This window comes from Microtetraspora fusca (assembly GCF_001570365.1).
GTDB lineage: Bacteria > Actinomycetota > Actinomycetes > Streptosporangiales > Streptosporangiaceae > Microtetraspora > Microtetraspora fusca.
In genome coordinates this window covers 289,233-315,590 of the sequence record NZ_BBYK01000040.1, presented here as the reverse complement: position 1 = coordinate 315,590, position 26,358 = coordinate 289,233, and the positions used below count along the sequence as shown (strand labels likewise).

At 71.6% G+C, this 26,358-nt stretch carries 21 protein-coding genes and 1 pseudogene; 10 read left to right on the top strand and 12 right to left on the bottom strand.

Going from position 1 to position 26,358, the window contains the following annotated elements:
• Positions 1 to 45: 45 nt before the first annotated feature.
• From AWQ68_RS45935 to AWQ68_RS06830, 3 genes are all read right to left on the bottom strand, one after another.
• Positions 46 to 1,506 (bottom strand): BTAD domain-containing putative transcriptional regulator, encoded by a 1,461-nt coding sequence (locus AWQ68_RS45935; protein ID WP_066936335.1) that lies wholly within the window; start codon positions 1,504 to 1,506, stop codon positions 46 to 48.
• Positions 1,507 to 1,632: 126 nt separating this feature from the next.
• A complete protein-coding gene (locus tag AWQ68_RS06835; protein WP_066936332.1) occupies positions 1,633 to 3,807 on the bottom strand; it encodes a sensor histidine kinase in 2,175 nt (724 codons plus the stop codon).
• A 12-nt stretch (positions 3,808 to 3,819) separates the two neighbouring features.
• The gene (locus AWQ68_RS06830; RefSeq protein ID WP_066936329.1) at positions 3,820 to 5,040 is read right to left on the bottom strand and encodes an MDR family MFS transporter; all 1,221 of its coding nucleotides are present in this window, start codon (positions 5,038 to 5,040) and stop codon (positions 3,820 to 3,822) included.
• Positions 5,041 to 5,121: 81 nt separating this feature from the next.
• Here AWQ68_RS06830 and AWQ68_RS06825 point away from each other — a divergent pair, with 81 nt between their 5' ends.
• The gene (locus tag AWQ68_RS06825; RefSeq protein ID WP_066936327.1) at positions 5,122 to 6,084 is read left to right on the top strand and encodes a DUF5937 family protein; all 963 of its coding nucleotides are present in this window, start codon (positions 5,122 to 5,124) and stop codon (positions 6,082 to 6,084) included.
• Between the two features lie 109 nt (positions 6,085 to 6,193).
• The gene (glnA2, locus tag AWQ68_RS06820) at positions 6,194 to 7,555 is read left to right on the top strand and encodes a gamma-glutamylpolyamine synthetase GlnA2 (RefSeq protein ID WP_066936324.1); all 1,362 of its coding nucleotides are present in this window, start codon (positions 6,194 to 6,196) and stop codon (positions 7,553 to 7,555) included.
• A 19-nt stretch (positions 7,556 to 7,574) separates the two neighbouring features.
• Here the strand turns inward: glnA2 and AWQ68_RS06815 are convergent, their stop codons facing one another.
• The gene (locus AWQ68_RS06815) at positions 7,575 to 9,581 is read right to left on the bottom strand and encodes a WD40 repeat domain-containing protein (protein WP_066936321.1); all 2,007 of its coding nucleotides are present in this window, start codon (positions 9,579 to 9,581) and stop codon (positions 7,575 to 7,577) included.
• A 398-nt stretch (positions 9,582 to 9,979) separates the two neighbouring features.
• On the bottom strand, positions 9,980 to 10,246 hold the full coding sequence (locus tag AWQ68_RS06810; RefSeq protein WP_066936318.1) for a hypothetical protein: 267 nt from the start codon (positions 10,244 to 10,246) through the stop codon (positions 9,980 to 9,982).
• A 219-nt stretch (positions 10,247 to 10,465) separates the two neighbouring features.
• Between AWQ68_RS06810 and AWQ68_RS44140 the strand changes: the two genes are divergently transcribed.
• From AWQ68_RS44140 to AWQ68_RS06800, 3 genes are all read left to right on the top strand, one after another.
• Entirely contained in the window at positions 10,466 to 10,591 is a 126-nt protein-coding gene (locus tag AWQ68_RS44140) for a glutamine synthetase (RefSeq protein ID WP_218006785.1), read from the top strand.
• 255 nt (positions 10,592 to 10,846) lie between these two features.
• A complete protein-coding gene (locus tag AWQ68_RS06805) occupies positions 10,847 to 11,440 on the top strand; it encodes a response regulator transcription factor (protein ID WP_066936315.1) in 594 nt (197 codons plus the stop codon).
• A gap of 157 nt (positions 11,441 to 11,597) precedes the next feature.
• Positions 11,598 to 12,359: a hypothetical protein gene (locus AWQ68_RS06800; RefSeq protein ID WP_066936313.1), complete on the top strand. Its 762-nt coding sequence runs from the start codon at positions 11,598 to 11,600 to the stop codon at positions 12,357 to 12,359.
• A gap of 189 nt (positions 12,360 to 12,548) precedes the next feature.
• On the opposite strand, the gene AWQ68_RS06795 is transcribed toward AWQ68_RS06800, so the two are convergent.
• Positions 12,549 to 13,409 carry an alpha/beta hydrolase gene (locus tag AWQ68_RS06795; RefSeq protein WP_066936311.1) on the bottom strand — a complete coding sequence of 287 codons (861 nt, stop codon included), beginning with the start codon at positions 13,407 to 13,409 and terminating at the stop codon, positions 12,549 to 12,551.
• A 120-nt stretch (positions 13,410 to 13,529) separates the two neighbouring features.
• Here AWQ68_RS06795 and AWQ68_RS06790 point away from each other — a divergent pair, with 120 nt between their 5' ends.
• Entirely contained in the window at positions 13,530 to 14,249 is a 720-nt protein-coding gene (locus AWQ68_RS06790; RefSeq protein WP_084463736.1) for a type 1 glutamine amidotransferase, read from the top strand.
• Positions 14,250 to 14,403: 154 nt separating this feature from the next.
• Here the strand turns inward: AWQ68_RS06790 and AWQ68_RS06785 are convergent, their stop codons facing one another.
• Positions 14,404 to 15,585, bottom strand: a complete 1,182-nt coding sequence (locus AWQ68_RS06785; RefSeq protein WP_066936307.1) for an NAD(P)/FAD-dependent oxidoreductase — start codon at positions 15,583 to 15,585, stop codon at positions 14,404 to 14,406.
• A gap of 80 nt (positions 15,586 to 15,665) precedes the next feature.
• Positions 15,666 to 16,610 (bottom strand): RNA polymerase sigma-70 factor, encoded by a 945-nt coding sequence (locus tag AWQ68_RS06780; RefSeq protein ID WP_066936305.1) that lies wholly within the window; start codon positions 16,608 to 16,610, stop codon positions 15,666 to 15,668.
• A 177-nt stretch (positions 16,611 to 16,787) separates the two neighbouring features.
• Here AWQ68_RS06780 and AWQ68_RS06775 point away from each other — a divergent pair, with 177 nt between their 5' ends.
• Positions 16,788 to 19,889: a bifunctional [glutamine synthetase] adenylyltransferase/[glutamine synthetase]-adenylyl-L-tyrosine phosphorylase gene (locus AWQ68_RS06775; protein WP_373281503.1), complete on the top strand. Its 3,102-nt coding sequence runs from the start codon at positions 16,788 to 16,790 to the stop codon at positions 19,887 to 19,889.
• A gap of 180 nt (positions 19,890 to 20,069) precedes the next feature.
• On the opposite strand, the pseudogene AWQ68_RS44675 reads toward AWQ68_RS06775, so the two are convergent.
• Both AWQ68_RS44675 and tnpA read right to left on the bottom strand, forming a co-directional pair.
• Positions 20,070 to 20,435, bottom strand: a pseudogene (locus AWQ68_RS44675) (TetR-like C-terminal domain-containing protein); the annotation flags it as partial.
• Positions 20,423 to 20,866 carry an IS200/IS605 family transposase gene (gene tnpA, locus AWQ68_RS06770; RefSeq protein WP_218006783.1) on the bottom strand — a complete coding sequence of 148 codons (444 nt, stop codon included), beginning with the start codon at positions 20,864 to 20,866 and terminating at the stop codon, positions 20,423 to 20,425. The pseudogene AWQ68_RS44675 and the gene tnpA, both read right to left, overlap by 13 nt.
• On the opposite strand from tnpA, the gene AWQ68_RS06765 reads away from it, so the two are divergent.
• Together AWQ68_RS06765 and AWQ68_RS06760 are read left to right on the top strand one after the other, a co-directional pair.
• Positions 20,853 to 22,004, top strand: coding sequence for an RNA-guided endonuclease InsQ/TnpB family protein (locus AWQ68_RS06765; protein WP_066936299.1), 1,152 nt, complete (start codon positions 20,853 to 20,855; stop codon positions 22,002 to 22,004). The two genes, tnpA and AWQ68_RS06765, sit on opposite strands and share 14 nt — an antisense overlap.
• Positions 22,005 to 22,137: 133 nt before the next feature.
• Positions 22,138 to 23,445: a hypothetical protein gene (locus tag AWQ68_RS06760; protein ID WP_066936296.1), complete on the top strand. Its 1,308-nt coding sequence runs from the start codon at positions 22,138 to 22,140 to the stop codon at positions 23,443 to 23,445.
• Positions 23,446 to 23,463: 18 nt separating this feature from the next.
• Here the strand turns inward: AWQ68_RS06760 and AWQ68_RS06755 are convergent, their stop codons facing one another.
• Both AWQ68_RS06755 and AWQ68_RS06750 read right to left on the bottom strand, forming a co-directional pair.
• Positions 23,464 to 24,183: a phosphonatase-like hydrolase gene (locus tag AWQ68_RS06755; protein ID WP_218006782.1), complete on the bottom strand. Its 720-nt coding sequence runs from the start codon at positions 24,181 to 24,183 to the stop codon at positions 23,464 to 23,466.
• A complete protein-coding gene (locus tag AWQ68_RS06750) occupies positions 24,180 to 24,971 on the bottom strand; it encodes a GntR family transcriptional regulator (RefSeq protein WP_066936294.1) in 792 nt (263 codons plus the stop codon). Before AWQ68_RS06750 ends, AWQ68_RS06755 begins: the two co-directional genes overlap by 4 nt.
• Positions 24,972 to 25,126: 155 nt before the next feature.
• Between AWQ68_RS06750 and AWQ68_RS06745 the strand changes: the two genes are divergently transcribed.
• The gene (locus tag AWQ68_RS06745) at positions 25,127 to 26,263 is read left to right on the top strand and encodes a TIGR03364 family FAD-dependent oxidoreductase (RefSeq protein WP_066936291.1); all 1,137 of its coding nucleotides are present in this window, start codon (positions 25,127 to 25,129) and stop codon (positions 26,261 to 26,263) included.
• Positions 26,264 to 26,358 lie beyond the last annotated feature (95 nt).

Below are 26,358 nucleotides of genomic sequence, written 5' to 3'. Positions count from 1 at the left end.
CCCAGCGTAGAACCCGCCGTTATTTGTCGTCAAAACGACGATAAGTCATCGTTCGGGCGACCCCGGGCTGACCAGGCCGCTCTCGTACGCGAGGACCACGAGCTGCGCCCGGTCGAGCAGCTCCAGCCGTTTGAGCAGCGCGGCCACCTCCTCGGCCACCTCGCTTTCGGGCACGGCCAGGGTGACGGCTATCTGCCGGTTGGTGAATCCACGCGCCACCAGCTTGACCAGGTCGAGGTCGGAGTCCGACAGCCCGGCGGGGGCGGCCGGGTCGCGCCGCCCGGCGAAGGCCGCGATCAGGTGCGTGGTGACCGCCGGGTCGAGCAGGGCGTCGCCCGCGACCGCGGCCCGGATCGCCGCGATGAGCTGCTCCGGCGGAGAGGTCTTGAGCACGAAGCCGCTCACCCCCGCGCGCAGCGCGGCGTAGAGGTTCTCGTCGGTCCCGAAGGTCGTCATCATGATCACCTTCGGCGGGTCGCCGCCCGCGAGGATCCGCCGCGCCGCGGCCAGGCCGTCGAGCCGGGGCATCTGGATGTCCATCAGGATCACGTCCGGCCGCGCCGCCTGGACGAGGGCGATCGCCTGCTCGCCGTTCTCGGCCTCCCCGGCGAACTCCAGGCCGGGCTCCGAGTCCAGGACCACCTTCATGCCGGTGCGTACCAGCGCCTGGTCGTCGGCGACCAGGACGCGGATCGCGGCCGGCGGGGCGTACGACGCCGTCCCGGCCGCCGGCGTGTGCCGGGGCTCCGGAGCGTCCAGGTGCGGCGCCTGCGACAAGATGTCCTGCTCCAGCCGCTGCAGGGCGGGGCCCAGGTCCAGCCCCAGCTCGTCGCGGAGGGCCTCGCGCGCCCGCCTCAGGGCGCCGAGCGCGTCACCCTGCCGTCCCGCCCGGTACAGCGCCAGCGCGAGCAGCCGCCAGGCCTCCTCGCGCAGCGGGTACGCCGACGCATGGGCCTCCAGGTCGGGGACCAGCGCGCCGGCCCTGCCCAGCCGGATCGCCGCGTCACCCCGGCGTTCGACCGCGAGCAGGCGCAGCTCCTCCAGTCGCAGCCCCTCGGCCACCGCCCACGGCAGGTCGGAGAACTCGGCCAGCGCGGGTCCGCGCCACAGGCCGAGCGCGGTCTCCATCCGTTCCAGCGCGCGCGCCGGATCGTCGTCGTGGTCGCTCTTGACGAGATCCTCGAACCACCAGGAGTCGACCTGCTCCACCGTGGCGCGCAGCGCGTACCCCGGGGGAGCGGAGACCAGGATCCCGGCCTGCTCGCGGGGCGCGCGGTCCGGTTCGAGCGCGCGGCGCAGCCGCGACACGTATCCCTGGATGGTCGAGAGCGCCTGCGCGGGCGGCTCGCCCGGCCACAGCTCGTCGATGAGCACGCCGACGGGTACGGCCCGGCCGCCCGCGACGACCAGCCGGGCCAGCACGGCCTGCTGCCGCTGACCTCCCAGGTCGAGGACCTGGCCGTTGGACTCCGCCTGGAACGGTCCGAGAGCACGAAATTTCACCATCGCACCGGTAAGCGTAGGGCCATCCGGCGCGACTGAGCAGTGTCCGATCCGAGCTGTGTTGCCTGCCGTCCGTCCTCTCCCGCGGTCTTCCCTGCTCGGCGACCGGCGAGGTGCGGGCCGGGATGGTCAGGACGGCGGCAGGAGAGGGGGTCGGCGGCCGGGAGCGGCGTCGGGGGAGGCGCTCGTGCCGGAGCCGGCGGGAGAGTCCGGAGAGGGGCCGGCCGCTGAGCCCTCCGGCGCGGCGGGAAAGTCCGAGGAAGGGGCGGTCGGGATGGGCGCGGCGGTCAAGCCGTCCGGCACCGGTGGCTCGGCGGGGGAGGCGAGGGGGAACCGGGCCTCCACCGTGGTGCCCCCACCGGGAGCGGCGGCGATGACGCAGCTCCCGCCCAGCTCGGCGGCGCGTTCGCGCATCGACGACGTCCCGACACCGGCCCGCCGGTCCTCCGGCAGGCCGATGCCGTCGTCGGTGACGGTGACCCGCAGCTCGGTGTCCCGGGAGAGCGTCACCCTCACGCGCTCGGCCCGCGCGTGCCTGCGGACGTTGGTCAGCGCCTCCTGCACCACGCGGTACGCCGCCACCTCCACCGCGGCGGGCAGCCCCGACGTCTCGCCCTCGACGACGACCTCCGCGGCCGGCGGCGCCTCCTCCGCCAGGGCTCGTACTGCTCCCGCCAGGCCGAGGTCGTCGAGCGCCGGGGGCCGCAGGCCGTACACGAGCCGGCGGATGTCGCCGGTGACGGCGTCCATGCCGGCGCCCAGGTCGCGGAGCAGTTCGTCGGCCGTGGAGGGGGAGCGCCCGAGGCTGAGCCGCGCGACATTGACGGTCATCGCCATGGCGGACAGGGTCTGGCCGAGGCCGTCGTGCAGGTCGCGGCGCAGGCGGCGGCGCTCCTCCTCGCGGGCGGCGAGGATCCGCTCCCTGGACCTTTGCAGGTCCGAGGCCATGCGCACGGCGTGCGCCACGTCGGCGACGTGGGGCAGCAGCGTGGCGATGACCCGCTCGTCGTGGGCGGCGGCGAACCGCCGCTGCTCCGGCTCGCCGATCAGCAGGCGGCCCACCGGCTCGCCGTGCCAGACCAGGGCGATCTCCCTGGGCGAGCCGCCGACGTCCCCGCTCGCGACGTGGCCGGGCCGTCCGCCGGTCACCTCGACGGCGGCGCCGCCGACGGCCAGGCCGTCCCGCACGACCGCGACGACGGACGCGAGCGCGTCGGCGGGACCGGCCAGACGCACCTCCTGGGTGAGCCGGTCGGCGAGGACCGCGGGGTCGCCGACCGGGCCGTAGAGCATGCGGTCGATCGCGCGCTGGAGGGCGCGGCGCAGCGGCTGGAAGAACGCGCCGGAGAGCACCGCCGCCGCGACCCCGGCGACCTGGTGGTATCCCGACGCCAGCAGGCCGGCCAGCCCGCTCGCCGCGAAGTAGACGCCGCCGACCACGGCGAGCAGGCCCGCCGCCACGAAGGTCCTGCTGATGACCGTGTCGATGCCGTACAGCCGGTAGCGCAGCGCCGAGAAGAAGATCGCGAGGGGGATGACGGCCGTCCACACCGAGGCCGGCACCACCATGGACGCGCCCGGCAGATAGAGGCCCGGCAGATAGAAGACGACATATCCGGCGAAGGCAATGAGCGGCCAGGCGATCTGCCGCCGGGTGACCGGGTCGGCCCCGCGCAGCCGCAGCACCAGCGAGAGCAGTGCGGCGACCACGCACCCCGCTATGGCGTACGCCAGCGCCGAGACGACCTGGTCGTAGTACGGCGCCAGCGCCTCGATCGCCAGGGGGTTGGGGATGACGGCGGGCAGGCGGTAGCGCGCCGGGTCCGGAGTGGGGCGGGCGACGATCACGACGATCTCCGCGAGCGTCGCCACGACGCCGGCCACGACCACCGGCCGCCACCGGCGCGAGGGCAGCCGGCCGGTCGGCGAGTAGAGAGGCAGCACGATCGCGAGCAGCAGTCCCGCGACGGCCCAGCACGCCACATCCAGCCAGCGCAGCACCCCGGCGACATCGAGGTCGCCCCGCGAGGCGACGTGGAGGAGCACCATCCCGCTGATCTGGTTGCCCGCGCCGAGCAGTCCGCCGGCGCACATCAGCCAGGCGAGGATCAGCCGCGGGCGCTGCGCGACCAGGAAGGCGCCGACGGGCGCGAAGGTGAGGCCGACGCCGAGGTCCGGGGAGACCGGGAACTCGGGCTGCCAGTCAGGGGGGAGCCGGAGCTGGATCAGCAGGCCGAGTGCCGTCAGGGCGACCGACGCGACCGCCATGACGGCGGCGACCGTCCGGCCGCGTCGTTCGTTCATGGTGAACTCGGATTATGTCGCCAGGGCCGCCTCGGCGCCAGCCCGGCGGCGGATCGCCGGGGCGATGGCGAGCATCGCCGCGGCGGCCAGCGCTCCGAGCACGCCGCAGGTGATCCACAGCATCGGCGCGCCGGCCTCCAGCAGCCGGGTGCCGAGCAGCGGCGCGAGCAGTGAGGCGACCGACCAGGCGAGGCCGTTCAGGCCGGCGTAGCGGCCCCGTAGGTGGGGCGGGGCGAGTGCGGCGACGATCGCGCCGGGGATGCCGGCCAGGGCGATCTCGCCGAGCGTCCAGACGGCGATCGCGGCGCCGTGGCCGAGCGCCGACGACATCAGGGCGGTGAGCGCGAACCCTCCGCCCACGACGGTGAAGCCGAGAGCCATCAGGCGGCTCGGGTCGCGGTGGGCGAGCCATCCGTTCGTCAGCGGCTGGATGAGCACGATCAGCACGCCGTTCACCGCCATCGCGCTGCCGTACGCGCTGGTCGGGAGGCCCTGGACGGTCATCGCCAGCGGCAGCGTGGTGAACCCCTGGAGGTAGACGAACGCGTAAACGAGGTTGATCAGTGTGAACGCGACCATCAGCCGGTCACGCAGCACGTCGCCGAACCCGCCCTCGGAGACTTCGCTCTTGGCCGGGCGGGTCTCGGGGATCGCCCGCCACACCAGGACGCCGAAGGCGGCGCAGGTGATCGCGTCGATCCAGAACAGCGTGGTGAAGCCGGTTTTGGCCAGCCAGCCGCCGGCGATCATCGCGACGGAGAAGCCGAGGTTGAGCGCCCAGTAGATCAGGCCGTACGCGCGGGGCCGGTCCTCGGGGGAGACCAGGTCGGCCACCAGCGCCTGGGAGGCGGGGCGGTAGGCGTCGATCACGATCCCGAGCACGAACATCCCGGCGACGATGCCCGGGACGCTCGTCGTGTACCCGAGCGCGATGAACGCGACCGCCGTCATGATCATCGAGCCGGCCAGCGTCACCCGTCGCCCGAAGCGGTCGGCCATCCACCCTGCGACCGGCTGGGACGCCAGCGACCCCGCGCCGTAGACGGTGAGCACCAGGCCGGTCGTCGAGAGCGACATCCCGCGCGACTGGGTCAGGTAGACGCCGATGAACGGGTCCACCATGGTGCCGAGACGGTTGACGAGGGTGCCGCTGAAGAGGGCCCAGAAGGGGCGGGGGAGGCCGCCGATCCGCGACCGGAGGAAACCGGTCCTGACGATGGTCGTGCTTGTCACGGAGAAAGCCTCGGACAGGTGTTCGGTACGATGCGACTGTTTTAGCCGTCGCTAAAAGGTCCTGCGGCGAAAGGGTGGCCGGTGAGCATCGAGTGGTGGTTCGCCCCCGGTGACGTGGCCCGGCTGCGGTTCGCGTTCTCGCCGTTGTGGGAGCTGGTGTCGAGCCTGCGCGTGCTGCGGCAACCCGGCCGGCACTCCGTCCACCTGCCGTGGCTGCGCGCCGTACGGCCCCGGGTGGCCGGGCTCGACCTCTCCGAGCTGTACTCGCTCGTTCCGATGCGGGGCTACCTCCCCGACTTCCTGACGCCGCCGCCCGACACGACGCTCCCGGACTTCGCGGCCGAGTTGGAGCGGGTACGGCGCACGCGGCCCGCGACGGCGCTGGAGGAGCTGGCCCACGTGCGCTCCCCCGACCCGGAGGCGCTGCGCAGGTTCGCCGACGATCCGGAGGCCGGTATCCGCCGCGTGTCCGACACGCTGTGGCACCTCTGGACCGTCGCCATGGAGGAGTTCTGGCCGCGCGTCTACGGCGTGCTGGAGGCCGACGTCATGCGGCGTTCCCGCATCCTCGCGACCGGGGGAGTGCAGGAGGTGTTCGCCGACCTGCACGACTCCGTGACCTGGTACGGAGACCGGCTCGTCGCGGCCAAGGAGTGGAACCACTCCGGGCCGATCACGGGGGACGGCCTGCTGCTCGTGCCCAGCGCGTTCCACTGGCCCGAGGTCGCGATCATGTGCGAGCCGTACCAGCCGCTGCTGTGCTATCCGGCCTGGGGCGTCGGCACGCTGTGGACGACGGGACGGCCGTGCACCTCCGGCGGGCTCAGCGCGCTCATCGGCCGTACCAGGGCGGGCATCCTCACCGCACTGGAGGAGCCCGTCTCGACCTCCGCGCTGGCCCGCCGGATGGACCTCACTCCGGGGGCGGTGAGCCAGCACCTGACCGTGCTGTCCGGCGGCGGACTCGTCACCCGGCAGCGGATGGGCCGGGAGGTGCTCTACCGGCGCACCTCGATGGGGGACGCGCTGGTCAGCGGGGTGTGACGGGCGCCCGCGGCCCGGTCGCGCGGGACGTCTTCCCTCGTAATGCAGGTGAAACACGCAGAGGGCACACTGGTACGAGACCAGACGTGTAGTTCCCGAGAGGTACGCCGTGGACCGCCAGCAGGAATTCGTTCTCCGAACGCTCGAAGAGCGTGACATCCGGTTCATCCGGCTGTGGTTCACCGACGTGCTCGGCTTCCTCAAGTCGGTGGCCATAGCGCCCGCCGAGCTCGAAGGGGCCTTCGCCGAGGGCATCGGGTTCGACGGGTCGGCGATCGAGGGCTTCTCCCGCGTCTACGAGTCCGACATGCTGGCCAAGCCGGACCCGTCCACGTTCCAGATCCTGCCGTGGCGCAGTGAGTCGCCGGGCGCGGGCCGGATGTTCTGCGACATCCTCATGCCGGACGGCTCGCCGTCGCACGCGGACCCGCGCTGGGTGCTCAAGCGCACCCTGGCCAGGGCGGCGGAGATGGGGTTCACCTTCTACACCCACCCCGAGGTGGAGTTCTTCCTGCTGCGCGACCGGCCCGAGCGCGGGGAGCGGCCCAGCCCGATAGACGAGGGCGGCTACTTCGACCACACGCCGCACAGCGCGGGCCACGACTTCCGCCGTCAGGCGATCATGATGCTGGAGTCGATGGGCATCTCGGTGGAGTACAGCCACCACGAGGGCGCCCCCGGCCAGCAGGAGATCGACCTGCGCTACGCCGACGCGCTGACGACCGCCGACAACATCATGACCTTCCGGCTGGTGATGAAGGAGGTCGCTCTGGAGCAGGGCGTCTGGGCGTCCTTCATGCCCAAGCCGTTCACCGAGTACCCCGGCTCGGGCATGCACACCCACATGTCGCTCTTCGAGGGTGACCGGAACGCCTTCTACGAGCCGGGCGCCGACTACCAGCTCTCCAAGGTCGGCCGGTCGTTCATCGGCGGCCTGCTGCGGCACGCCGCCGAGATCACGGCGGTCTGCAACCAGTGGGTGAACTCGTACAAGCGGCTGTGGGGCGGCGCCGAGGCGATCGCCGGGCAGGGCGGCGAGGCCCCCGCCTACATCTGCTGGGGCCACAACAACCGCTCCGCGCTGGTCCGGGTCCCGATGTACAAGCCGCACAAGGGCGGCTCGACCCGCATCGAGTTCCGCTCGCTGGACTCCTCGTGCAACCCCTACCTCGCGTTCGCGGTGATCCTCGCCGCCGGTCTGAAGGGCATCGAGCAGGGGTACGAGATGCCGCCCGGCGCGGAGGACGACGTATGGGCGCTGACCAGCGGGGAGCGCCGGGCGCTCGGCATCCAGCCGCTGCCGCAGTCGCTCGACGAGGCGATAAGCGTGATGGAGCGCAGCGAGCTGGTCGCCGAGACGCTGGGCGAGCACGTCTTCGACTTCTTCCTGCGCAACAAGCGGACCGAGTGGCGCGAGTACCGCCGCCAGGTCACCGAGTTCGAGCTGGGTCGGTACCTCCCGATCCTGTGAGTGCAGGTCAGCGGCATGATCAGCACTCTTGCCACTTTCCACAAATGTTCGTGAGGTCCCAGATTCGGATGCTGCCGTCGCGGCCGCCGGAGACGGCGATCGGTTTGCCTTTGAGCATGGTCACCGCGACCCCGCTGACGGCACCGTCGTGGCCGGAGAAGGGAGGCAGGAGCGGTTTCATCGTCTGCGGGTCCCACACGATCACCGTGCCGTCGTCCTGCCCGGTCACCAGCACCGTCCGGGATCCGACGCGCGTGACGGCCATGGCGGTGGAGCGGATGCTCAGAGCCTTTCCATACGGTTCGCCCGTCATGGCGTCCCACAAGTGGATGCTGCCCCATCCGGGGGCGTATTTGCGCTGGAAGAAGACGATGGTCTTACCGTCGACCTGCCCGATCGCCAGGGATTCAGCCTGGCCTCCGCTAGTGATCGGCTTGCCGATCGGTTGGCCGGTGGCCTGGTCCCATAGCTCTATCTGATCGCCGGAGGCGGTGGCGATGATCCGGCTGCCAACCGCGACGGCGTCCACTCCCGTCGCGGTGACCTGGCGGGGATGGCTTCCCGCCGACAGATCCCAGAGTTCGGCTCTGCCGTCCCGCGTCGCGCTGGCCACGACGGAGCCATCCGCCGAGAGCGGGGCAGGTCCGTCGGCGTATGCGACGAAGATCCCTGTCTTGTCCACCCGCTTGCCCGTCGCCGCATCGCGGGCCACCAGCCCATGCTCAATATCCGCGTAGACGATGACCGGCTTGCCGTCTCGCGTGGCCGTGGTCATGGGCGCGTACTCGATACACAAGCAGGAGATGGGTGCACGGAACGGCTTGCGGGTGGCCAGATCCCACATGCGGATCGTGTCGTCGTCGCCGACGGCCACGGCTGTGGCCTTGCCCCGGACCTTGGTCACCGCGAGTGTTTCGACGCCCCCGCCGTAGCCGAAGAACGGCTTGCCGAGTTGTCTGCCCGTGCGCAGGTCCCAGATCGTCAACATCCCGTCGAGATCGCCGATGACCAGGATCGGCGTGGTGCCGTACTTGCCCACCGCCGCCACGTGATCCAAGAGATCGTCGCTGTCCCAGCCTTGGCCGATGACTTTGCCGGTTGCCAGGTCGGCGACCCGCAGGGTGCTGTCCCCACCCAAGATCGTGACCGTTTTCCCGTCGAGTTCGCTCAACTCCACGGGGGAGAACTCACCCTTGCGTTTCACCTCGGTGACAGCGCCAGTGGCCAGGTCCCAGCGTTCCATGCGGCCGTGGAAATCGCCGTCGGCACCGGTGACAACTGCGGCGCCACCCTGGATGGCGATGCTGCTGATGTACTCAATCGATGTCACCTTGACGGTGGCCAGAGCCTTGCCCGTCTTCAGGTCCCACGAACGGAGAACCTTATCCGCGTCCCCGGTGACGGCTATGGTCGTCCCGCCCAGTTGCCCGATCGCCCCGGCCCTGGGTTCGGCCTCATGCCCCTTCAGCGGGGCGCCGACCGCGGAGCCGGTGGTCAGGTTCCAGAGCTGGAGCTCGCCATACTCGCCTTCGGTCAGCGCGACATGCTGACCGTCGTGGGAGCCAACGGCCAGCAGATTGGTATGAAGGGTTTGGGTCATGATCGGTGGGGTCAACGGGCGGCGCGTGCCGAGGTCCCACGCGCGCAGGGTGTCACCGCTCACGACCGCGATGTCCTTGCCGTCCCAGCGGTGCAGCTCGACGTGGTACAAGTCGCCCTGACCAGCGGGGATGGGATCGCCGATGAGCTTGCGCGTGACGAGATCCCAGACGCGAAGCAGGCCGTCGCTGCCACCCGTGACGATCACCGGCTTGCCGTTCACCGAACCAACCGCGGGGAAGACTCTCCCGTTGCTGGGCCCGTACATGGCGGGCCCAAGCTGACGGCCGGGCATCGGCGCCGCATGCGCGGTGATCTCCGGGATCTCAGGGGACGATGGGGCGGGTGCGGTGCGAGGATCCGCGCTGCAGGCGCAGGTAAGGGTGAGCAACCCAAGCGCAATCGCAAGCGCCTTGAACGATGCCATCCGAACCCTCCCGCGATGGCATATCAACGCTTATAGCCATCTATTGGTTCATCTTCCCGTATAGCGACTAGATGATCAACGGAAGGGAAGGGCTGGTCTAGTCGGCGAATGTTGTGCCCAGAGGGTGTCGTGCCTTGTCGAGCTGCGTCGGCCTTAAATTTTAGTTGCTCCTCAAGTGAAATCCCAGTTTGCAGCGCGAATGACTTTAGCGCCTCCGCATTCTCCAGCACTGTCGTAATTTGATCTAGGGCCTGCTCCATGAGTGTTCCCGATGTCCCTGAGCGCCGTTTGAACTGCGGAAACTTCTTCGCATGATCGGGGACCGCACGTCACGAGCCCACCTCCCGCCGGCGGAAGGGGGCTCGCTTTGCCGTGATCGGTTATGCCTTCCGGGGGGACTACTCGGCTGTCGCCCTGTTTTTCTCGAGGCGATCCCGGAACCAATTCGCGTGCGCGTTGCTGCCCTGCTTGCCGGGAGACAGCTTGATGATCGCGTGGTCGTTCTGACCTCCACTGAGGTACGTCTCCGAGATGACGTATGGGGTTCCGTCGAGACGGAAGCGGACGCTTCCGTCGGAGTAGGCCAGGACGCGCACCTTCCGGCCGTCGGGGAGTTCGAGCCCTTCCGAGAATGTGATCTCGGGGGAATCGGGGTTCTTCGCCATAACAGACCCTCCTAGGTCATACAGGCTTGTTCCGAACTTCGACGCTACGCCGGACGGAGATCATTCGCTATCGGGTTGCGTTTCCGTGACGAAGGTTCCCGTCCTGCCCCGTCTCGGTTCGTCGCGAGGCGTCTGGGCCGTCTGTGGGCCGTCCAGAGTGGGCCAACGATGACAGACGACGACCGATCCTGACGGCTCGATGCCAGGTCGGCGCGGTCGTTGCGCAGCACTGCTCAAGTCGCCCGCTCGGAATATCACTTCCTGCGCAACAAGCGGACCGAGTGGCGCGAGTACCGCCGCCAGGTCACCGAGTTCGAGCTGGGGCGGTACCTCCCGATCCTGTGACCTCGTCTTGGAAGGTCTGTCCGGTCGACAGCCGTTCGATGAGGGTTCGTACGGCCGATTTCCCGCCGTTCGTCCCTGCCCAACGACTCACCTGACAGGCGGCTTCGGCGTACAGCTGGCGATCCGCTGATGCCGCACGCAGCCAGTCGTCGAGCGTGGCCGGGAGGGGCCGACGAGAGTCGGTCAGGCAGCGGTCGCCGGTCGGGGCGAGGTAGCGGGGGTCGTCGCTCACCAGGACGGCTCATCGCCACGGTCGTGGCCGCGGACACGGCGCTGCTGTGGTTGGACGGAACGCGGGGATGGACACTCGCCGCGTACGCCGTGGCGGTGGCGCTCACCATGGCGGCGATGAACCGCCTGCCGTTCGCGGCCTTCCTCGCGGCGCTGGTGCTGGCGGTGCTCACCGACGGTTCGCTGGCCCTGCTGGTCTGCACCGGCTTCCAGGCCGGGCATCGCATCTCCGCACGTAGAGATGTGGTGGTGACGGCATGCGCCCTCACCCCCGACGAGCTGATCCGCGCGGTCCGTGCCGCTCACGCCGGACAGGCGTACCTGTCACCGGCGGTGACCCGCCAGGTGCTCGACATGGCTGCGCCGGGCGACCACGAGCGTGGGCGCGACGCCGCCCGCCGACTGGCCGCCCTCACCGCGCGCGAAGCCGACATCCTCGCCTTGGTGGCGCAGGGCCTGTCCAACGCCCAGGTGGCTCGGCGCATCCACATGACCGAGGCCAGCGTCAAGACCTACGTCAGCCGCATCCTCGCCAAACTGAACTGCACCAACCGGGTGCAAGCGGCCCTGCTGCTGCGTGATGCGCCGAGCCCGCGCGAGTGTAGCGAGCGCAAATAGGCGCAGGTGCGCTGCGTCATCGTTACGTTACGTATGGCGAACGTGGCCAACATCCCGGTCTGTTTAACTTCTCTTAAGCGGAGAAGCGTAAAATCGGAGAGTTGGTTACGACTGATGCGGATGGGCCGTAATTGGGCGTGACGTTGGAGGGTGTTGCATGACGACGGCTGCCGGGCTGCAGACCGTTCTGACCGTCCCGGAGCGTTTCCGGGGGCCCGAGGGAACCGCCAACGGCGGCTGGATCTCGGGCACACTGGCCGGTTTCCTGACCGGCGCGAGTGACGGCTCGGCCGTCGAAGTCACCCTCCATAAACCCGTCCCGCTGGAGAAGGAGCTGGGGGTCGCCAACGTCGGCAACACCCTCGCCCTCGGCGACGACGATCGGCATCTCGCCGAGGCCATCCCGGTCGCCGAGACCCTGACCCCGCCCCCGTTCGTGTCGTTCACGGACGCGGCGCGGGCCGAGTCCGGGTTCGCGGGCCTGCGCGGGCACGCGATCGCCGGGTGCTTCGCCTGCGGCCTGCGCGAGCCGGGCGACGGCCTGCGCATCTTCCCCGGCCCGGTGCCGGAGGCGGGCGCGGTGGCGGCGGGCTGGCGGGTCCCGGTCAACGTGACCGACGAGGACGGCGTCGTCCCCGACTCGATCGTCTGGGCCGCGCTCGACTGCGTGACCTTCTGGGCGCACTTCGGCGGCCCCGGCGCGCCCGCCGAGCCGCAGCCGCAGCCCGGCCAGTCCGCGCTCCTCGGCCGGTTGACCGCGCAGGTCTTCCGCCGGGTCTACCCGCTCGGCCGCTACTCCGTGGTCGGCCGCGTCTCCGGCCGCGACGGCCGCAAGCTCTTCGGCGAGAGCGCCGTCTACGAGCTCGACGGCACCCTGGTCGCGGCCGCCAAGGCCACCTGGATCGTTCCGCGCGGCTGAGCCCGCGACGACGACCCACGTCCGGCGGCCCGTGGCCCCCGCGAGAGCGGGCGCGGCCACGGGCCGTCGCGCGTCGCGGAGCGGTCGATCTGGGGGGATCACCCGCTCCGGACGGCTCCCCTTCTCGAGGGGCTCAATCCCGCGCGCGACTCGTGGGGCTCCATCCAGTGTGCGACCGTTCGGCCGCGATCAGTCGGCGGTCAGCCGATCGACGACCGTGCGGACGCAGCGCTCGTCGAAGACGATCGTGTAGTGGTTGCAGTCCTCGACGACCTCGTCCCGCAGCTCGGGGAGCCGTGCCCGCCACTGCGCGGCCAGGTCGTCGGGCAGCATCCCGACCTCCTGGTTGAGCAGGCCGCGCGGCGCCCGCAGCAGGCTGAGCGGGGACTTGACGCTCTCCAGCGCCCGGCCGATCTCCTCGGCGCCGGTCAGCAGCCAGCGGCCGTCCTGCCGCACCGCGTCCTCCTGGGCCCGGGGGCGTACGGCGTCGGCCGGGCCGGTCGCGTCGTAGCGCACGTACTCCTCCACTACGGGGGACCAGTTCTCGGCGAACGCCGGGTGCGCCTGGAAGAAGCCGACGTAGTCGTCCACGCTGGGGTAGGTCTGGCTCAGCCGTGCGATGGCCGGGCCGAGCGTGGCCTCCAGCACCGCGTCCGGGTCGGCGCCCGGCGGCATCGGCAGCGGGAGCCCGCCGTCCACCAGGACGACCCTGGCGTACGCGCGCCGAGCGCCGTGCAGCGCAGCGACGTACGCGCCCATGGAGTGGCCGGTGAGGACGGACGTCTCGTCCGCGCCGACGTGGTCGGCGACGAGATCGAGGTCCTCGGCGTGCCGGGGCAGCCCGTACGGGCCGGGCACGTCGGCGCTGTGGCCGCGCCCGCGCAGGTCCACGGCGACCAGCGACCATCCCTCCGGGAGAGCCTCGCCCACCGCCCGCCAGGCCATGAGGGAGGCGGTGATGCCGTGGGCCGCGATGATCAGGCGCGGGCCCACGCCGAACGTCGCGATCCGCAGCCTGCCGCCCGGTACCGTGACCTCGTCGAGCCGCATCGATTCCTCCTGGAATTAACGATCTTTCCCGTGCTGTTGCCCGGCACTGTACGGCAGCGACGCCACAAAAGGTACGTCCAGTGACAGACGTGTAATTTCTTCCCCCTTATGCTCGTCGTCATGAGCGAGCGTGTCGTCGTGGTGGAGCATGAGGTCGGCGCGGGCCTGGGGTTCTTCGCGGGCTGGCTGGAGGACGCGGGGATCGAGTACGAGATCGTCCGGCCGCACATGGGAGAGGCGGTGCCCTCCGACCCCGGAGCCGGGCTCGTCGTGCTCGGCGGATCGCCCTCGGCGTGGGACGACGACGGCTGCGCCTGGCTGCCGGACGCCCGCGCGCTCATCGCCAAGGCGGTGGAGAGCGGCGTTCCGACGCTGGGCATCTGCCTGGGTGCCCAGCTCATGACCATCGCCTGCGGCGGCACCGTCGAGCGCGGCGGCGACGGCCTGGAGATCGGCCTCGGCTCGATCGAGCTGCTGCCCGAGGTGGCCGCCGACCGCCTGTTCGGCCCGGTCGCGGCGGTGGCGCCGGAGCCGCGGGCGGTGCAGTACCACTACGACGCGATGACCGAGCTGCCGCCCGGCGCGGTGCGCCTGGCGACCGGGTCGCGCTATCCCAATCAGGCGTACCGGCTCGGCGACTCGGCGTGGGCGGTGCAGTTCCACCCGGAGGCGAGCCCGGAGATCTTCGCGACGTGGACCGCCGCGGGCCAACTGCCCGATCACGATGTGGCGGAGCTGGACCGCGAGGTGAAGGAGGCGGAGGCGGGGCTCCGGGCCGCGTGGCGTCCCCTCGCGGAGGCGTTCGCCGCGGTGGTCCGCGACCACCACGACCGGAGCTGACGGCGGGGAACGCCGGGAGTCGTCCCGAGGTCCGTGCGCGCGAAGCGTGACGACACGATCACGCAGGGAAAGCGCCAGTGAGTGTCCACGAACCGTTGCCCGTACTCGGCGGGCGGGTGAGCGGGCCACCACGCTCGCCCGGCAACGCTCTTCGTCATGACTGGGTGAGGAGCCGGGTCTCCACTGCGCCGGTGACCGCGAGGTGGCGGCGGCGGCTCGGCATCATCATGGTCGGGTGGGAGACGCTCCAGGCCGCGCTGGCGCAGACCATCTCCTTGATGCGGGCGGCGGTCCGGCCCGTGATGACGGTGGAGGTGACCTGATCGTCGGGGGTCATGCGCTGGATGATTCCATCGCGGCGTCCGAGGCTGATCGCTACTCCTTGCAGTGCGATCGTGGTCTCGGGAACCTTGTGACCGGTCAAACGCGCGGCGATGACGTCGGCTGCCAGCCACGCCATCGGGTTCGCCGAGGCGCAGGACATCCGCAGCGGCTTGCCACCCGCTCCCTCGGCGAGCGCGGCGTCGCCGACGGCGTACACATCGGGGTGCGAGACCGATCGCATGCTGGCGTCGACGACGATCCGGCCGCTGTCGGACACCTCAAGGGTGGTGGCGGCCGCGATCGGGTGCACGGTGAAACCCGCGGTCCACACGGTCACCTGGGCCCGGATCTTTCCGCCTGCACCGGTGACCACGCCGTTCGCTTCGACGCGCGTGATGTCGGCATGGTCGTGGACCGTGATGCCGAGCCGGTCCAAGGCGCCGCGCAAGTGGCGCTGGGCCTTGTCGCTGAGCCAGCCGCCGACGCGGCCGCGGGCGGCGATCGCGACCTCAAGGTCCGGGCGGGCTTCGGCGATCTCGGTGGCCGCCTCGATGCCGGTCAGGCCGCCGCCCACGATCAGCACGGTCCCACCGGGCGTCACCTCGCTCAGGCGCGCCCGCAGCCGCAGAGCGGCCTGCTTGCCGGCCACGTTGTAGGCGTGCTCCGCGACACCGGGGACGCCGTGATCGGCGACGGCGCTGCCCAGGGCGTACACGAGGGTGTCATAGGCGAGGGTCTCACCGCCGAGATCGACGGTCTTGCCTTCCACATCGACAGCGGTGACCCGCGCGGTCCGGACCTGTACGCCGGTGCCCGCGTAGAGGTCGCGCAGCGGGCGAGGCCGCAGGTCCTGCCCGCTCGCGAGCTGGTGCATGCGCACCCGTTCGACGAACTCCGAGTCGCCGTTGACCAGTGTGATCTCGATGTCGTCGCGGTGCAGCCGCCTGGCGAGGCGACCGGCGGTGTTGGCTCCGGCGTATCCGGCTCCCAGGACGACGATGCGGTGCTTCATGGCTCGCTCCTATCTGGTTGCTTTCACCTCCTGAACCGGACGGGCGCGCGATCCCTGACAGCGAACCAGTGTGATCTGGTTCACCAATTCACCACCAGCGGGCGATGGGGTCCAGCGGCCGTCCACTGGCGCGCGATGCGCTGAAGTTTGTCCGGATTGACCTGGATGTGGATCGACGCCAGACCGCCGGGGGTCGCATCGAGGCAGAACACGCCGATGACCTGCTCGTCGACCTCGGCCAGCACGGCAGGACCGCCGTTGACCACGGCGGCGTAGAAGGCGGGACTGCCACCGACGAGGGCTCGCTTGGCATCGCTCGGCTGGAACAGAGCACGCAGGTACTTCGCGATGCCCATCGCTCCGACGACCGGGGTCCTGCGGGCGTGAACCTTGCCGCCGCCGTCGGCCATGCTGACCGCGTCGTCGGCGAGCAGCCGGATCAGCGGTGCGGTGTCGCCGCTGAGGGCCGCGGCGAGAAACTCCTCGACGATCTTCCGCGCGGCGGCCGCATCGATCTCCGTGCGGGATCGATCGACGGCCAGATGCTGCCTGGCACGCCGGTAGATCTGCTGGCAGTTCGACTCGGTGACGTCCAGGATCTCCGCGATCTCGCGGTGCGCGTACCCGAACGCCTCGCGCAGCACATACACCACGCGCTCATTGGGGGACAGCCGCTCCATCAGGGTGAGCATCGCCATGGAGACCGACTCACGCTGCTCGAAGGCGTCGGCGGGACCGAGCATCCGATCTCCGTCCAGCACCGGCTCAGGGAGCCACTGCCCCACGTAGGTCTCCCGCCTGGCCCGCGCCGAGGTGAGCCGGTTGAGGCAGAGATTGGTGAGCACCTTCGTCAGCCACGCTTCGGGCGTCTCGATCCGTTCCCGGTCCGCCGCATGCCAGCGCAGGTACGTATCCTGCACCGCGTCCTCCGCATCACCGGCCGATCCCAGCAGCCGGTAGGCGATCGCCTCCAAGCGGCCCCTAGAGCTCTCGAACAGATCGGCCTCGTGCATGCGGAGCGACATCGCCCCATGATCGGTCATTCGCGCAGGCCGCGTCCACCTCGCCCCACACGCCCTGGATCACCAGAAACGCGGTGATGGTGCACACGCCCGTGCACGCCCCTGCGGCGCGCCGCAGCGGATCTCCGCCAGGGAGCCTCTCCCCGTCGTGTGTACCGTTGCTGCGAAGGCCTGTCCACGATGGCCGATGTCATCGATGTCGAGGTGGAAGAAGGCACGGTGAACGCCGACTCCCGGATGCAGACCACGGCGGGGCGCCTGGCCAGGCTCGGATTCACCGACGGAGCCAGGGCCGAGCGGCTGCTGGACGAACTCGGCCCGGAGGCGGTCGGCGACGTCGGCCTGCTCGGCGACCTCCTCGCGACCGCCGACCCCGACCTCGCGCTCGCCTCGCTGGCCCGCCTGGTCGAACGCGACCCGAGTGTGCTCGCAGCGTTCCACGCGGATCCCGCCCTGGGCGCGCGGCTGCTGCGCGTCCTCGGCCTGAGCGCCGCGCTCGGCGACCACGTCGTACGGCATCCGGAGCACCTGCGGCTCCTGGAGCAGCGCGGGGCCGCCGGGGCCGAGGCACCCGCGACCGGTTCCGAGGCCGGGGCCGCCGGGGGCGCGCCACCCGCGACCGGTTCCGAAGCCGGGGCCGCCGGGCCGGCAAGGGCCGGTCGGCCGGCCGAGAGTGAGCTGCGCGAGGAGCTGACGGCCGAGGTCGCCGCGTTCCCGCAGGACCGCCGGGCCGCGCTGGACGCCCTCCGGGTGGCCTACCGGGGACGGCTGCTCCACCTCGCGGCCCGCGACCTGATGGGCGAGTCGCCCTTCGCCGACACCACCGCCGAGCTGGCCGACCTCGCCGCGGCCGCGCTCGACGCCGCCCTGGCGATCGCCCGCACCGAGGTGCCGGACGCGGACGACGTACGGCTCGCCGTCATCGGCATGGGCAAGTGCGGCGCCAGGGAGCTCAACTACATCTCCGACGTCGATGTCGTCTTCGTGGCCGAGCCGAAGGAGGGCGCCGACGAGACCAAGGCGCTGCAGGCAGGGACCCGGCTGGCCCAGGCGATGATGCGGGCCTGCTCCGAGAGCACTCCTGAGGGCGCGCTGTGGGAGGTCGACGCGGGGCTGCGCCCCGAGGGCAGGATGGGCCCGCTGGTCCGCACGCTCGACAGCCACCTCGCGTACTACCGGCGGTGGGCCAAGACCTGGGAGTTCCAGGCGCTGCTCAAGGCCAGGCCGGTGGCCGGTGACCTGGAGCTCGGCCAGGAGTACGTCGCCGCCGTCAACGAGCTGGTCTGGCAGGCCGCGGCCAGGGAGAACTTCGTCGAGGACGTGCAGGCGATGCGCCGCCGCGTGGAGGCCCAGGTCAGGGCCGGCGACGCCGACCGCCAGATCAAGCTCGGGCCGGGCGGGCTGCGCGACATCGAGTTCGCCGTCCAGCTCCTCCAGCTCGTCCACGGCCGCGGCGATCCGCTGCTGCGCCGCCGCGCCACGCTGTCCGCGCTCGCCGCCCTGTCCAGGGGCGGGTACGTCGGCCGGGACGACGCCAAGTCGCTCGCCGAGGCGTACACGTTCCTGCGCCGGGTCGAGCACCTGATCCAGCTCCACCGGCTGCGCCGTACGCACGTCGTGCCCTCGGAGGCCGCCGACCTCCGCAGGCTCGGGCGGGCGCTCGGCATGACGAGCGACCCCGTCGGCCAGTTCACCGCGACGTGGCGGCGGCACGCGCTGGAGGCGCGGCGGCTGCACGAGAAGCTGTTCTACCGGCCGCTGCTGCAGGCCGTCGCGCGGCTGCCCGAGACCGAGACCCGGCTGTCCGCGGCCGCCGCGACGGCCCGGCTGGAGGCGCTCGGATACACCGACGCCGAGGGCGCGCTGCGGCACATCGCCGCCCTCACCAGCGGGGTGTCCCGCCGCGCCGCGATCCAGCGCACGCTGCTGCCCGTCATGCTCGGCTGGTTCGCCGACGCGCCGGACCCTGACGCCGGGCTCCTCGGGTTCCGTCAGATCAGCGACAAGCTCGGGGCCACGCCGTGGTATCTGCGGCTGCTCCGGGACGAGACCGCCGTCGCCGAACGGCTCGCCCGGCTGCTCGGGACCAGCCGCTACGTCACCGGGTTGCTGCTGCACGCGCCGGAGGCCGTCGCGATCCTCGGCTCCGACGCCGCCCTCGCCGTACGGCCCGCCGCCGCGCTCGCGTCCGAGGCCGCCGCGGCGGTCGGCCGGCACGGTGGAGACGCCGAGACCGCCGTCGCCGCCGTCCGCGCGCTGCGCCGCCGCGAGCTGCTGCGTACGGCGTGCGCCGACCTGGCCGGGCTGATCGACATCGAGGGCGTGGGGCAGGCGCTCTCCGCGCTCAACGACGTGACCATCCAGGCCGCGCTCGACGCGGCGGTCAACAAGGTGAGCGCCGAGCGGCGCGAACCGATGCCGACCCGGATCGCCGTGATCGCGATGGGCCGGCTGGGCGGCCTGGAGAGCTCGTACGCGAGCGACGCCGACGTGATGTTCGTCCACGCCCCGCTGCCGGGCGCGGCCGACCGGGACGCCACCGACGCCGCCCACGCCGTCGCCGAGGAGCTGCGCCGGCTGCTCGCGCTTCAGGCTCCCGACCCGCCGCTGCTCGTGGACGCCGGGCTGCGGCCCGAGGGCAGGCAGGGGCCGCTGGTCCGCACGATCGCGTCCTACGAGGCGTACTACGCCCGCTGGTCGTCCCACTGGGAGGCGCAGGCCTTGCTGCGCGCCCGGTTCTGCGCGGGGGACGCCGAGCTCGGCGCCGGCTTCATCGCCATGATCGACCCGGTGCGCTACCCCGCCGACGGCATCCCGGCCGACGCCGTACGGGAGATCCGCAAGCTCAAGGCCCGCATGGAGGCCGAACGGCTGCCGCGCGGCGCCGATCCCGCCCTGCACACCAAGCTGGGCCGGGGCGGGCTCTCGGACGTGGAGTGGGTGGCGCAGCTCGTCCAGCTCCGCCACGCGGGAGCCGTACCGGCGCTGCGCACGACCCGGACGCTCGGCGCGCTGCGCGCCGCGGTCGACGAGGGCCTGCTGACGGCCGAGGACGAGGCCGTGCTCGACCAGGCGTGGCGGTTCGCCTCGCGGATCAGGGACGCCGTGATGCTGGTCAGGGGCCGGGCCGGGGACATGATCCCCACGGCGGTCAAGGAGCGGTCGCTGATCGCGCGGGCGCTCGGCTACCCGCCGGACGGCTCCGAGGACTTCATCGAGGACTACCGCCGCGTCACCCGCCGGGCCAGGACGGTCGTGGAGCGCGTCTTCTACGAGGACTGACTCGCCCACCCCCCGAGGCGGGTTTCCGGCGGAACGCCCCCGGCCGGATTGCGCCGGCTGATCGGTGCGGTCTCGGAGTGGATGTCCGCCTCGATGCCGCGAACCCATCCCGGTGAAGAGGGCTTCGAGTACGCGATCGACGTAGTCGTGGGTCAGGGGCTCCTGGATGATCAGGAGCCTGAAGTACAGGGGGCCGGACAGGACCGCCATGGCCAGGTTGAGATCGAAGCCGCGCGATATCTGTCCCTGCTCTTGGGCCGCCTTGAGACGGGCGATGGTCTTGTCCGTCTGCGGGCGGATGAAGCGTTCGGCGAGACCGGCGGCGACCGCGGGATCGTGCTGGGCCTCGCCCCACCAGGGCGCGGTAGAGCGGGCCCCATGGGGGATTGCCCAGCAGGTCGACCGCGCTGCTCGGCCTGCTGGTCGCAGGCGCCCGGCTCGTCGCGAACGCCCTGGTGGCCGTGCCCGCGATGGTGCTGCAGCTGGTCGCCCTCGCACTGCGCACCCGGCTGGGGCGATCGCCTCCGGCCTGCTCAACGGCGCCATCCGGGGAGGGCTCGGGCAGATCTGGGTCTTCCTGGTGGCCTTCGGCCAGACCGGTGTGCCGCCGGGGTCTGGTACCTGCCCTCCAGCTGGAGGCTGTTCGCGATGATCACTAGCGGCGCGCCGCCGCACGCGGCCGCGAAGTACGACGGCGACCACAGCTGCCCGTGCATGAACACCCGTTTGGTCCCGGTGAACTCCTTGCGAAGGTAGTGCCCCGAGACGCCCTTGAGCCGGTTGACCAGGGTCGAGATCGACAGTTTAGGCGGATAGTGCACCAGCGGGACGTAGTCGTCTTCGCCGTTGACTTCACGCAGCTCCGCCCCCATCTGCGCGCGCACCTCCCGCATGACCTGTTCGCATCGGGCGAGCATCCGCGTCTCGAGGACGTCGCGACCGTACGCATGGTAAAACCCTGACGTGAAACTGGTCATGCAGGTAAAGCTGCTCCCCGATGCCGCCACGCAGGCGGCGCTGCGGGAGACGCTCACCCTGTGCAACCGGGCCGCCAACCACGCCTCCCGCCGCGCATTCACCACGGGCGTGAAAGGAAAAACCTCCCTGCAACGGCTCGTCTACGGCGAGCTGAAAGCGATGGGCCTGTCGGCGCAACCGGCCATCCACGCCATCCGTAAAGTCGCCGGCGCGTACGCCACGCTGAACGGGAACTTGAAGGCGGGGAACTACGGCCCGCAGGGGTCCAAGCGGCGGGCAGCGGTCGAAAGCAGCCCGGTGCGGTTCCGCAAGGACGCCGCGCAGCCGTTCGACGACCGGTGTCTGTCCTGGCAGCTCGATGCCCGTACCGTGTCGATCTGGACGGTACGCGGCCGCTTGGGGCGTATCCCGTTCGCCTGCTCGCCCGCCCAGCTCGACATGCTGACCCGCTATCGCCGGGGTGAGTCCGATCTGGTGTTCCGGGGCGGGGCGTGGTATCTGTACGCGACCTGCGAGGCCCCCGTACCCGATGTCTACGACCCAGACGGGTTCCTGGGCGTGGACCTGGGTATCGCCAACATCGCCACCACCAGCGACGGCATACGGCACGCGGGCAGGCAGCTCAACCAGGTACGGCACCGCAACCGCCGCCTGCGCTCCCGACTGCAGGCCAAGGGCACCAAGTCGGCCAAACGCCTGCTGCGCAGACGCTCCGGCCGGGAAGCCCGTTTTGCGGCCGACACCAACCACCGCATCGCGAAAAGCATCGTGACCGAGGCTGAACGCACCTGTCGTGGGATCGCCCTGGAAGACCTGGGCGGCATCCGCGAGAGGGTACGGCTCCGCAAGCCCCAGCGGGTCACCTTGCATTCGTGGGCGTTCCACCAGCTCGGGACGTTCATCGCCTACAAGGCCCAGCGGCGCGGGGTGCCGGTGGTGTATGTGGACCCCGCCTACACCTCCAAGGGGTGTTCGGTCTGCGGCCACATCGATAAGAGGAACCGGCCCGACCAGGCCACCTTCGCCTGCACGTCGTGCGGCTTCGCTGAGCACGCCGACGTGAACGCAGCCCGCAACATCGCCGCGCGCGGTGTCGCGGGCTGGGCAGTGAGTCACGCTGCCCACGACGCGGCCTGAACTGTCGAATCCATCGATGGTGAGGAGCTGCAAGCTTGGCCTTCAGGGCCAAGAAGCTGACCAGTGCGATCGACGTCCCCCCGGTGAGCCCCGATCCGCTGGACGGGGCCGCGCGTAGATTCGCGGTGATCCCTTGATCTCGTACTACACCGACCTCGCCCTCGGCCTGGTGCTCGCCTTCCTGCTGCTGTCGTTGCTGGTCAGCGGTGTCAACGAGGGAATCGTCCGGCTGCTGGGCATCCGCAGCAAGTTCCTGTGGGCGTACCTGCGCGACACCCTCGACGGCGCGGAGGTCGCGGAGCGGGTCCCGGCCGCGCTGCGGGTCCTGACGCGGGTGCTCGACCGGTTGAAGGGCGTGGGGCGCTGGCTGTGCGCCCGGCTGGCCGACCTGCTCCCGCCACCCGGTGAGGGGCGGTCCCGGCTGCCCGCGACCGTGCTCGGCGTGTTCGCGAAGCTGCCGTTCGGGCGGGATCCGCGACCGGCGTTCACCGCGCGGCCCGCGCCCGTGGAGAGCCCGCCGCTCGCGGCCGCCCCCGGCACGGTCGCGGCCGAGGCGGTGGCGGCCGAGGCGGTGGCGGCCGAGGCGGTCGCCGACCCGGCGCACGGTCCGGGACTGGCCGACCCCGAGGAGGTCGCCGCGGCCACGGCGACGCTCGCCCTCCAGGGAGACGGCCCGGGCCGGCCGGAGGAGGGCGAGTCGCTGGCCGACCTCCTGCACGAGCGGCTGCAGGAGATCGACCACTCGGCGCGCGGCCGGACCAACATCGCGCAGATCCCCCCGGCCCGGTTCGCCGTAGCGCTGATGGAGATCGCCACCGACATGGGCGGCGTCGAGCGGCTGATGCGCGAGCTGGACACGCTCAGGAGCCCGCTCTACCGGCCGCTCAAGGCCGTGTGGGACCGCGCGTCCCACGACGTCGAGGCGTTCCGCAACGGGGTCGCGGACTGGTTCGACGGCGAGATGCAGCGGCTCACCATGCTGTACCGGAGGTACGTCCGCTGGGTGATCGCCGCGCTCAGCCTGCTCGTCACGGTGATCTTCGGCATGGACTCCCTGGAGTACGGCAAGTCGCTGCTGAACGACAGCGCCTACCGAAGCTCGGTCGCGGCGTTCGCCCAGTCGGGTGCGGAGGCGCTGGCTCCGCTGAGGGAGCGGTGCGCGTCCGGGGAGGACACCTACTCCTGCGTGACCGACGTGCTCAGCACCCCGGCGTTCGTGCAGATCTTCACGCACGCGCCGGTGACGGTCGAGATGAGCGCCGAGGCCGGGCCGTCCTGGTCGTGGCGGGGCGGCGACTGGTGGAGCCGGGTGGCGTCCCCGTCCCACTGGCCCGGCTTCCTGATCACCCTGTTCGCGCTGCTCTTCGGCGCCCCGTTCTGGTGGGACGTCTTCCGCCGGGTCACCGGCATCCGCTCGCGCGTCTCCACGCCGGACAAGTAGCCCCAGGGCACGCAGGCGCTACAGGCCGAGCAGGTCGGGCAGGTCGGCCACGCCGGGCAGCAGGTGGGTGTGCCGCTCCGCGCCCAGGCCGACGGCGTCCAGCTTTCCCGTCAGCACGCCGGCGACGAGGCGGGCCCCCGCGTTCGTCCCGGCCTGGAGGTCGCGTACGGTGTCGCCCGCCACGGCGACCCGCGCGACGTCCCACACGCCCGTCGCCTCCATCGCCCGGAAGATCATGTAGGGGGCGGGACGGCCGGTGGGCACGTCGTCCACGCAGATCGCCGCGTCGATCACCACGCCGTCCATGCCGTCCGCGGCGTCCACTGGGGCCGCGCCGGGCGCGACGCGCCAGCCGAGGGTGGCGAGCAGCGCGGTGGTGACCTCGCGGTCGAACCCGGTCGTCAGCGCGACCTTCACACCGGCCGCCCGGATGCGGCCCAGGGCCTCCGGCACGCCGGGCAGGGGCGCGGGCGGCCGGTCGCGGTACGCCTTGTCCAGCCGGGCGCGGAAGTCGGCGAAGGCGGCGTCCACCGTCGCCTCGTCCGGGTCCTGTCCGGTGCTCTCGGCGAGCAGGCGGGTGATCGCCTCGCGCTTGCTCGCGCCCATCCAGCGCTGGATGTCCGCCTCGGTGGGGCGGCCCCCGGCGGCGGTGACGGCCTCGGCCAGCGCCTCGTACACGGCGCCGTGCTCCTCCACGGTCGTGCCGGCCATGTCCAGGACCACGAGTTCGATCGTCAAGAGGGTTCCTCCTCAGCAGGTGCGGGCCGCGCGTCGTCAACCAGGCCGGGCCGCCAGGTGCGGCCGACAGAGGGGCGGGCCCGCTGGGCGTTCTCGATGGTGAAGGTGACGACGTCCGGCCGGTAACGGTCGTCGGAGTACTCGTACGGCTCGCCCGCCGCGCTGCCGGCCCTCCGGCGCTCGCGTAGCAGCGGCGCACCCGGCGGGACGTCGAGGAGCGAGGCGTCCGTCTCGTCGGCGGCGACCGCGTCGAAGACGTGCCGGGCGACGGAGAGATCGACCCCGCGCTCCGCGAGGTAGGCGTAGACCGACCCCGAGTCGGTGTCGAAGTCGAAGAGCAGGCGGCCCACCGGCTCGACGAAGGCGGTGCGCTCCACCATCGTCGGCCGGCCGTCCAGCAGCCGCAGCCGCAGCAGTTCGACGACCGGGTCGCCCTCGTCGATCGCCAGCGCGTCGGCCACCTCGGGCCGCGCGGGCCGTCGCGCGATCTCCACCGTGCGCTGGCCGGGCGTACGGCCGAGGCCGCGCGCCCACAGCGAGAACGACAGGAACGTCTCGAACGGCTGCGGCACCTGGCCCGTGCGCACGACCGGCGGTCGTCCGCGGCCGCCGCCGACGAGCCCCTCGGCGCGCAGCGCGCTCAGGGCCTGACGTACCGGGCCGCGCGAGACCGACCACTGCTCGCACAGTTGGGACTCCGATGGCAGCGCCGCGCCGACCGGGAGCTCACCGCCGGCGATGCGGCGCCTCAGGTCGTCGGCGATGCGTTCGTGAATAGCCTGCTCCACGGCAGTTGACTATACATCTCGACGTCGCCGACGCAAGCGGTTCCGACCTCTCGATAACCCCGTCTGACCTGCGAGGTTAATAGAAGGCGAACAAGGTGCGACAACTCGCTTCGACGTGTTGACGAGCGTCGGAGAGGTCGGCCACCTTACTTGTCATGACAAGTGCACCGCTGCTTGCGAGGCCGCGGGAACGCGCCGACGTCGTCATCGTCGGCGCGGGGATCGTCGGCCTCGCCCACGCCGTGGACGCCGTACGCCGTGGCCTGTCCGTCGTGGTCGTCGAACGGGACGAACACGCGGTCGGAGCCTCGGTGCGGAACTTCGGCCACGGATGCACCACGGCCCAGGACGGCCCGGCGCTCGAGTACGCCCTGGACGCCCGCGCCGCGTGGATCCGGCTGGCGAAGGAGGCCGGCTTCTGGCTGCGCGAGTGCGGCACCGTGGTGGTCGCCCGCGCCGACGACGAGCGCGCCGTGCTCGAGGAGTTCCGCGACCGGCGCGGCGACCAGGTGCGGCTGCTCGACCGCGCCGACGTCGCGGCCCGCGTGCCGGTCGGCGCGGACGCCGTCGGAGGGGCGTGGCTGCCGCTGGACATCCGGGTCGACCCCCGCGAGGCGGTCCACGCCCTCGCGTCCTGGCTGGCGACTCAGGGCGTGCGCTTCCTGTGGGGGACCGCGGCGTTGACGATCGAGCCGGGGCTGGTCCGCACCGCCCGGGGCGACGTGGCGGCCACCGCTGTCGTGCTGGCCGCCGGCCACGACCTGGACCGGCACTTCCCCGATCTCGCGGACGAGGCGAAGGTGGAGCGCTGCGGCCTGCAGATGCTGCGGGTGCGCTCGCCGTGGGCCCGCGCCCTCGATCCGGCCGTCTTCAGCGGTTTCTCGCTGCTGCGCTACCGGGGCTTCGGGAGCTGCCCGTCCCTGTCCGCCGTACGCGCGCGGTTGGAGGCCGAGCACCCCGACCTGGTCGCCGCCGGGCTGAACCTGATGCTCACCCAGCGGCCGGACGGGGACCTCACCCTCGGCGACACGCACGTGTACGGCCGCACGCTCGACCCGTTCAACGCCGAGGTCCTCGACGAGGCGGTGCTCGCCCAGGCGGCCCGGCTCCTCGGGACGGGGCCGTTGCGGGTGGTCGAGCGGTGGCGCGGCGTCTACGCCGCCTCGCCCGACAGTGACTTCCTCGTCGAGGCGCCCCTTCCCGGCGTGCGCGCGGTCGCGGTCACCTCCGGCGTCGGCATGACGACCGCGCTCGGACTCGCCCCGCGCGTCCTCGACGACCTGCTCGCCTAGACCCTCCCTGACCCCCTTCTCGATCCCCGCTTCGACCGGCCCGCCCGATCCGGGCCGGTCGCCCCCACCCCGTACTCGTTGAAAGCTGAAGGAGA

Bases quoted from the DNA above. Each gene is read 5' to 3' on its own strand.
- AWQ68_RS45935 (WP_066936335.1), bottom strand. From the start codon at position 1,506: ATGGTGAAATTTCGTGCTCTCGGACCGTTCCAGGCGGAGTCCAACGGC.
- AWQ68_RS06835 (WP_066936332.1), bottom strand. From the start codon at position 3,807: ATGAACGAACGACGCGGCCGGACGGTCGCCGCCGTCATGGCGGTCGCG.
- AWQ68_RS06815 (WP_066936321.1), bottom strand. From the start codon at position 9,581: ATGGCATCGTTCAAGGCGCTTGCGATTGCGCTTGGGTTGCTCACCCTT.
- AWQ68_RS06810 (WP_066936318.1), bottom strand. From the start codon at position 10,246: ATGGCGAAGAACCCCGATTCCCCCGAGATCACATTCTCGGAAGGGCTC.
- AWQ68_RS06800 (WP_066936313.1), top strand. From the start codon at position 11,598: ATGACGACGGCTGCCGGGCTGCAGACCGTTCTGACCGTCCCGGAGCGT.
- AWQ68_RS06795 (WP_066936311.1), bottom strand. From the start codon at position 13,409: ATGCGGCTCGACGAGGTCACGGTACCGGGCGGCAGGCTGCGGATCGCG.
- AWQ68_RS06790 (WP_084463736.1), top strand. From the start codon at position 13,530: ATGAGCGAGCGTGTCGTCGTGGTGGAGCATGAGGTCGGCGCGGGCCTG.
- AWQ68_RS06785 (WP_066936307.1), bottom strand. From the start codon at position 15,585: ATGAAGCACCGCATCGTCGTCCTGGGAGCCGGATACGCCGGAGCCAAC.
- AWQ68_RS06780 (WP_066936305.1), bottom strand. From the start codon at position 16,610: ATGTCGCTCCGCATGCACGAGGCCGATCTGTTCGAGAGCTCTAGGGGC.
- AWQ68_RS06775 (WP_373281503.1), top strand. From the start codon at position 16,788: ATGGCCGATGTCATCGATGTCGAGGTGGAAGAAGGCACGGTGAACGCC.
- tnpA (WP_218006783.1), bottom strand. From the start codon at position 20,866: ATGACCAGTTTCACGTCAGGGTTTTACCATGCGTACGGTCGCGACGTC.
- AWQ68_RS06745 (WP_066936291.1), top strand. From the start codon at position 25,127: ATGACAAGTGCACCGCTGCTTGCGAGGCCGCGGGAACGCGCCGACGTC.